The organism is Vibrio sp. Vb0598, assembly GCF_033338935.1.
GTDB classification, from domain to species: Bacteria; Pseudomonadota; Gammaproteobacteria; order Enterobacterales; family Vibrionaceae; genus Vibrio; species Vibrio alginolyticus.
On sequence record NZ_JAWOTP010000024.1, the window covers coordinates 61,415 to 67,992 of the forward strand.

Below are 6,578 nucleotides of genomic sequence, written 5' to 3' on the forward strand. Positions count from 1 at the left end.
ATTTCCTAGCTTACTGCTAGCACTCGTAAATCTACTTTTAACTACGCCGTTTTCTTCTTGATGAACATTGAATCGCCATACGAGAAGAAACGGTATTTGTTTTCCACCGCATGTTTGTAAGCATTCATGGTGTTCTCGTATCCAGCAAATGCACTCACCAACATGATCAGTGTTGATTCAGGCAAGTGGAAGTTTGTGATCAAGCAATCCACTAGCTGATATTCGTAACCAGGGAAAATAAAGATTTCAGTATCGCCAAAGAATGGGGCCAGCTCAGTCCCTTTTTGCAATGCGTCTTGCGCTGCACTTTCAAGTGAACGCACAGATGTGGTACCAACAGCAATAATTCGTCCGCCACGCGCTTTCGTCGCTTTAATTGCTTCGACGACTTCTTGTGGTACTTCTACGTACTCGGCATGCATGTGGTGATCGTTGATATTTTCCACTTTTACCGGCTGGAATGTACCCGCCCCAACGTGCAAAGTAACGTAAGCAAACTCTGCACCTTTCGCTTTGATTTTCTCCAAGAGAACATCATCAAAGTGAAGGCCCGCTGTCGGTGCCGCAACCGCACCTGGCTTTTGATTATATACCGTTTGGTAACGCTCTTTATCTGCATCTTCGTCTGGACGGTCGATGTAAGGAGGAAGCGGCATATGGCCGATTTCTTCCAGAATTTCTAGTACCGTCTTATTTGAACTAAATTTCAGTTCAAATAAAGCATCATGGCGTGCCACCATTTCTGCTGAATATTCATCATTCTCGCCAACAATAATGGTTGTACCTGGTTTTGGTGACTTAGAGCAGCGAACGTGCGCGAGGATGCTTTTCTCATCCAACATGCGCTCCACTAGCACTTCTAATTTACCGCCCGATTCCTTGCGGCCAAAAAGACGAGCAGGAATAACACGAGTATTATTAAACACCACTAAGTCACCGGGTTGAACTTGGCCCAATACATCAGTAAATGTGCCATCAATGAGCTCTCCGGTATTGCCGTCCATTTGCAGCAGTCGGCTAGCGGTACGCTCTGGTTGAGGGTAGCGAGCGATGAGTTCATCTGGAAGGTCGAAATGGAAATCTGATACTTGCATGTTACTTGTCTTATCTATTGGTCAAATCACGTCTAGGCGACGATAAAATTGCGACGAGTTTTTCGCAGCAGACTAGTATATGTTTACATGCTGCAATAGCAAGCAAATCACCAGAATATAGCAGTAAAAGCCATGGTGAAGAGTGTAATAAAACGTGAAAAGCCTCGATTACTTGGCACTATTTTTAATTTGAGCCCAAAAGAGAGAACATAAAAAAGTAAAGCAGCGTATACCGCTGCTTATTAGTTTGGCATTCCAATCGCCCTATCAAACCTCACGCTTTCGCCACAAGAATAACGGCACGAATAAACCCAATAACCAAAACCCTAGACTGCCACCTTCATCATCTGAGCCTTTGAAATCACAGTTATTGGTCGCAATACCATCGTGACACTCTTTATTGTCATCACTTTCATTGTTCGCACTTTTGATAAAATTCGGCGCAATGATGTAACGACTTGGTGGCGCATCGGCAGTGATGTAAGACTGTACCCAGTCGTAATAGTGGCTCACTTTGGTATAGAAACTTGGGATCGTCAAAGAGCCACATGTTGGTAGAATAAGGGGGCCGCCACTAACAATACCAATTTGTTTGCCGGTCGCCACATCGACCAACGGGCCACCACTGTCACCTTTACATGCTGAGTTGCCATATTGGGTATGGCTATCCGGCTCCAATACATGGTTTTGTGTTGGTAGCGTACAAATTTTGGTTTGGTTGTCTCTTGAATCAATGATCCCCGGAAAACTACTGCCAATTTCTAAACGCTCATAACATTTGTCGATGGGTAAAAATGTGCTAATGGTGGTTTTGAGCGTATTAGAAGGTTCAGAAGCATCCGGCTGAGTAGACCCCCATCCAAACACTTGCACATTTTCGACACGTTGATTGGTCAGGTAATTATCGTTCCAGTCTGCCGCCAAACGTGCTTCGATACTCTCCATGTCAACTTTACTCGCTAGGTCAGCAAAGCTCGCGTTTGCCACTGGGCGCGTGAGATACAGCAACGCGATGTCTGAATCTAAACCGGTTTGGATAGGTTTCACGTTGCCATTACTGTCGGTCTCAGCTTTTGAAATCCGGGTGTAATCCGGATGAACCACAACGTGAGACACCGGATAAAAGTTATCAAGCCCTGCAGAATTAAGTTCATACACATTCGCATTCACCGACAGCTCACCCGGCGGGGTCACATAGTAGGTTGCTTCATTGGTTCCTTGTCCCATCACCACACAGTGCGCCGCAGTCAGTACCCATTGCTCTGTCAGCATCGTTCCACCACACAGCGGAAACTCTGCCATATTACTTGCTCGCAAAGTAACGCGGTCAACAGGATCGGTTTGTTCATCTCCTAACACAATCGCCTGTGTTGATGGCACACTGAATGCCGCCACTGCCAGCGCAATAAGTTTGTTACACGTTGTTCGTTTCATCTAGGTTGCTGTCTTCAATTTGGTAAGCCTGGACGTATCTTCTTCGAGAGAAGAATCTTGGAAAATCCAGCGAATAAAAATGTGCGATTCAATTCATTGGATTACCTTGGGAACACATTCAATATCAACTAAAAATGCCAACTGACTCGCACACAAACCGACTTATTCAAATTAATAAAAACACCAATAAAACACAGATTACGCAGCCCATCAGCATTGTGCTATTTAATTGATGAAAAACGAGTTAGCTCCCAGATATACAGAAAAATATTCTCTATATTTAAGAGAAGGACAATGCCGCTGGAGGTCTCTATGATCAAGGTTGAAGACATGATGACTCGTAATCCTCATACATTACTGCGCACGCACACCTTGCGTGATGCAAAAAGCATGATGGATGCGCTTGATATTCGACACATTCCGGTTGTTGATGCCAATAACCACTTACAAGGCTTGGTGACTCAACGCGACATTCTTGCTGCTCAAGAATCGAGCTTGCACCCAGATGAGGCTGAACAATCTTTTACTTTAGACACACCGCTCTACGAAATGATGCACACCAACATCATGACGGCAGAGCCTATCGCGGGGCTCAAAGAGAGCGCTATCTATATGCAAAAGCATAAAGTTGGCTGTCTACCTGTTGTCACCAAAGGTCGATTGGTCGGCATTATTACTGATAGTGACTTCGTGACGATTGCGATTAACTTATTGGAACTACAAGAAGAAGTGGAACCTGAAGAAATCGAGCAGGAAGAATAGTACGCAAGCGTATTCTCTTTGTTGTAAGTTTCGTTTTTACACCGGTTAAACGAAAAAAGAGCGGCAGGGTTGCCGCTCAAAATGCCATTACTGACGCTGATTAAGGAAGTGTTTCTCTGCCAATTAGAATTGGTCTTCTTCGGTCGAACCTGTCAATGCTGTCACTGAAGAGTTACCACCTTGGATAGTATTGGTCATTCTATCGAAGTAACCTGTACCTACTTCTTGTTGGTGCGCAACAAACGTATAGCCTTTTTCAGCTGCTTGGAATTCAGGACGCTGAACTTTCTCAACATAATGACGCATACCTTCACCTTGAGCGTAAGCGTGTGCCAGTTCAAACATGTTGAACCACATGTTGTGAATGCCTGCTAGCGTGATGAATTGGTACTTGTAGCCCATGTCTGCAAGCTCTTGTTGGAACTTAGCAATGGTTTCTGCATCTAGGTTTTTCTCCCAGTTGAATGAAGGCGAGCAGTTGTACGCCAACAATTGATCTGGGTATTCAGCGTGAATTGCTTCTGCAAACTTACGTGCTTCTTCCAAACATGGCGTAGCCGTTTCACACCAAATCAAGTCTGCATATGGTGCGTAAGCCAGACCGCGAGAAATCGCTTGGTCGATACCCGCGCGAACGCGGTAGAAACCTTCTTGAGTACGCTCACCTTCAATAAAGTCTTTATCATATGGGTCGCAATCTGAAGTAATGAGATCCGCCGCATTCGCATCAGTACGAGCAATAACTAATGTTGTTGTTCCCGCTACGTCAGCAGCCAAACGAGCTGCAACGAGCTTTTGTACCGCTTCTTGCGTAGGAACTAATACCTTACCCCCCATATGACCACACTTTTTCACCGATGCTAACTGGTCTTCAAAGTGAACGCCCGCGGCACCGGCTTCGATCATCGATTTCATTAGTTCGTAAGCGTTAAGCACACCACCAAAGCCCGCTTCAGCATCCGCTACGATAGGTAGGAAGTAATCAATACCACCTTCATCTTCAGGCGTCTTACCAGCAGCCCACTGAATTTGGTCTGCACGACGGAATGAGTTGTTGATACGCTTTACTACTGACGGTACAGAATCTACTGGGTAAAGAGATTGGTCTGGATACATCGTCGAAGCGGTGTTGTTATCCGCCGCTACCTGCCAGCCTGACAGATAGATCGCTTCAATACCTGCCTTAGCTTGTTGAACGGCTTGACCACCCGTTAGCGCACCAAGACAGTTTACGTAACCTTTTTTCGCACTACCGTTGACCAGTGACCAAAGTTTGTCTGCACCACGTTGTGCAATTGTGTTTGCAGGCACCATAGAGCCACGCAGTTCCACCACTTCCTCGGCAGTGTAAGTACGCTTCACATTTTTCCAGCGTGGGTTAGTTGCCCAGTCTTTTTCCAGAGCTTCAATTTGTTGGCGGCGAGTTAAGTTAGTCATTGGTCTATCCCTCTTTATAATTTGCACTTTATGCGTGTGCGTTGAGTTTCCGTTCTCAGGCAGTACTTCCCTATCTGCCTTGAAAATCCTTCACGTTATTGGTGTTACAGTTATTCTTTATTAATCCAGGTAGTCATAACCAGGAACTGTCAAAAAGTTGGTCAGTTCATCGCTCGTCGTGAGCCTTGCCATTAAGTCTGCTGCTTCTTCAAATCGACCCGCATGGTAGCGCTGTTCGCCAATTTCTTGCTTCACGACTTCAATCTCCTCTTTGAGATAGAGCTCGAACAGCTCTTTAGTGACCTTTAATCCGTTGTCTAGCGACTTGCCGTGTTGAATCCATTGCCAGATAGAGGCGCGTGAGATTTCTGCCGTTGCTGCGTCTTCCATCAGTCCGTAAATCGGCACACAACCATTGCCAGAAATCCAAGCTTCGATGTATTGCAGCGCAACGCGAATATTGTGGCGCATTCCGCCTTCAGTGCGCTCGCCTTCACAAGGCTCAAGCAGTTCAGCGGCTGTAATAGGCGCATCCTCTGCACGGCTCACATCCAACTGGTTGGTGCGTTCACCCAGCACAGCACTAAAGACTTCCATAGCAGTGTCAGCCAAACCTGGATGAGCCACCCAAGTACCGTCGTGGCCGTTGTTAGCTTCTAACGATTTGTCAGTCTGGATCTTGTCTAATACTTTTTGATTCTCTTTCGGGTCTTTAGCTGGGATAAATGCGGCCATTCCTCCCATCGCGAAAGCACCTCGTTTATGGCAAGTACGTACCAATAATCGCGAGTAAGCGTTTAAGAATGGCTTGTCCATCGTTACCACTTGGCGATCTGGCAGTACTCGGTCTGAGTGTTTTTTCAATGTTTTGATATAGCTAAAGATGTAATCCCAGCGACCACAGTTCAAACCAACGATGTGTTCTTTAAGCGAGAACAGAATCTCGTCCATTTCGAATACCGCTGGTAAGGTTTCAATCAGCACAGTCGCTTTGATGGTGCCTGTATCCAAACCGAAGTAGTCTTCGGTGAAATGGAACACTTCGCTCCACCACTTCGCTTCGTGATGCGATTGCAGTTTTGGAAGGTAGAAATAAGGGCCACTGCCTTTTTGAAGTAACGCTTTGTAGTTGTTATAGAAATACAGAGCGAAATCGAATAGCGCACCTGGAATGATCTGACCGTGCCACGTAACGTGTTTTTCTTTTAAATGAAGGCCGCGAACACGGCAGATCAACACCGCTGGGTCATCTTCCAGCTGATAATGTTTGCCATTGCCAGGATTGGTGTAACTGATGGTGCCATTAACAGCATCGCGCAAGTTAATTTGACCATCCAGCACTTTACTCCATGCAGGAGACATTGAATCTTCGAAGTCTGCCATGAACACTTTTACATTCGCATTCAGTGCGTTAATCACCATCTTGCGGTCAGTTGGTCCGGTAATCTCCACACGGCGATCTTGCAGATCTTGTGGGATTCCTAGGATCTTCCAACTTCCTTCACGGATGTCTTGTGTCTCTGGTAGAAAATCTGGTAGCTCACCAGCATCAATACGTGCTTGCTTCTCTTCTCTTGCTTCCAGCAACTGTTCAACACGTCCGGCAAATTTTTCACACAGTAGAGATAAAAAGGTTTGGGCTTCAACAGGGAAAATTGCTTGATGTTCTGGAGCAACGACTCCATTCACCTCAAGCATGCCTTGGGTTTGCTTTAGTTGTTGTGTTTTTTGTTCTGTCTGAGCAAGCATAATCATTCATCCTTAACGTGCTTTATCAATCTTGGGCAGTCAGCGTAAAGCTACATTTGTAAGTTATGAACAACAAATTACATCCTTTAACTTTGTGTTCAA

Annotated in this window: 5 protein-coding genes; 1 reads left to right on the forward strand and 4 read right to left on the reverse strand. The window is 45.5% G+C overall.

From position 1 onward, the window contains the following. Nucleotides 1-41: 41 nt before the first annotated feature. Nucleotides 42-1,094: a tRNA preQ1(34) S-adenosylmethionine ribosyltransferase-isomerase QueA gene (gene queA / locus R7Q38_RS19840; RefSeq protein WP_213968983.1), complete on the reverse strand. Its 1,053-nt coding sequence runs from the start codon at nt 1,092-1,094 to the stop codon at nt 42-44. Between the two features lie 267 nt (nt 1,095-1,361). Then, nucleotides 1,362-2,528, reverse strand: coding sequence for a trypsin-like serine protease (locus R7Q38_RS19845; RefSeq protein ID WP_239939065.1), 1,167 nt, complete (start codon nt 2,526-2,528; stop codon nt 1,362-1,364). A 312-nt stretch (nt 2,529-2,840) separates the two neighbouring features. On the opposite strand from R7Q38_RS19845, the gene R7Q38_RS19850 reads away from it, so the two are divergent. Continuing rightward, nucleotides 2,841-3,290, forward strand: a complete 450-nt coding sequence (locus R7Q38_RS19850; protein WP_017820562.1) for a CBS domain-containing protein — start codon at nt 2,841-2,843, stop codon at nt 3,288-3,290. Nucleotides 3,291-3,413: 123 nt separating this feature from the next. Here the strand turns inward: R7Q38_RS19850 and aceA are convergent, their stop codons facing one another. After that, entirely contained in the window at nt 3,414-4,727 is a 1,314-nt protein-coding gene (aceA, locus tag R7Q38_RS19855; RefSeq protein ID WP_005381733.1) for an isocitrate lyase, read from the reverse strand. 120 nt (nt 4,728-4,847) lie between these two features. Beyond that, the gene (aceB, locus tag R7Q38_RS19860; protein WP_017820561.1) at nt 4,848-6,476 is read right to left on the reverse strand and encodes a malate synthase A; all 1,629 of its coding nucleotides are present in this window, start codon (nt 6,474-6,476) and stop codon (nt 4,848-4,850) included. Between the last annotated feature and the right edge of the window lie 102 nt (nt 6,477-6,578).

Coding starts and splice junctions, on each gene's coding strand:
- queA (WP_213968983.1), bottom strand. CDS start 1,094: ATGCAAGTATCAGATTTCCATTTCGACCTTCCAGATGAACTCATCGCT.
- R7Q38_RS19845 (WP_239939065.1), bottom strand. CDS start 2,528: ATGAAACGAACAACGTGTAACAAACTTATTGCGCTGGCAGTGGCGGCA.
- R7Q38_RS19850 (WP_017820562.1), top strand. CDS start 2,841: ATGATCAAGGTTGAAGACATGATGACTCGTAATCCTCATACATTACTG.
- aceA (WP_005381733.1), bottom strand. CDS start 4,727: ATGACTAACTTAACTCGCCGCCAACAAATTGAAGCTCTGGAAAAAGAC.
- aceB (WP_017820561.1), bottom strand. CDS start 6,476: ATGCTTGCTCAGACAGAACAAAAAACACAACAACTAAAGCAAACCCAA.